We start from the raw sequence: 387 nt of genomic DNA, 5'->3' as shown, positions 1-387 counted from the left end.
CGTGCTATCGACAAAGCATTCTTAATGCCAATCGAAGACGTATTCTCAATCTCTGGTCGTGGTACTGTAGTAACAGGCCGTGTAGAGTCTGGTATCGTTAAAGTAGGCGAAGAAGTTGAAATCGTTGGTATCAAAGATACAGTTAAAACAACTGTAACTGGCGTAGAAATGTTCCGTAAACTTCTTGACGAAGGTCGTGCGGGCGAGAACTGTGGTGTTCTTCTACGTGGTACTAAGCGTGAAGACGTACAACGTGGTCAAGTACTTGCTAAACCAGGTTCAATCAAGCCACACACTAAATTCGATGCGGAAGTATACGTACTTTCTAAAGAAGAAGGTGGTCGTCATACTCCATTCCTTAACGGTTACCGTCCACAGTTCTACTTC

1 protein-coding gene is annotated in these 387 nt (G+C 43.9%); it reads left to right on the top strand.

The genetic code is table 11. From position 1 onward, the window contains the following. On the top strand, positions 1-387 hold a 387-nt coding region (locus tag B4237_RS08145; RefSeq protein ID WP_286942606.1), incomplete at both ends, for an EF-Tu/IF-2/RF-3 family GTPase.

Source organism: Acinetobacter sp. UBA6526, assembly GCF_002434875.1.
GTDB lineage: Bacteria > Pseudomonadota > Gammaproteobacteria > Pseudomonadales > Moraxellaceae > Acinetobacter > Acinetobacter venetianus.
The sequence above is the reverse complement of the archived record's forward strand: the minus strand, read 5'-3'. Positions and strand labels throughout refer to the sequence as shown.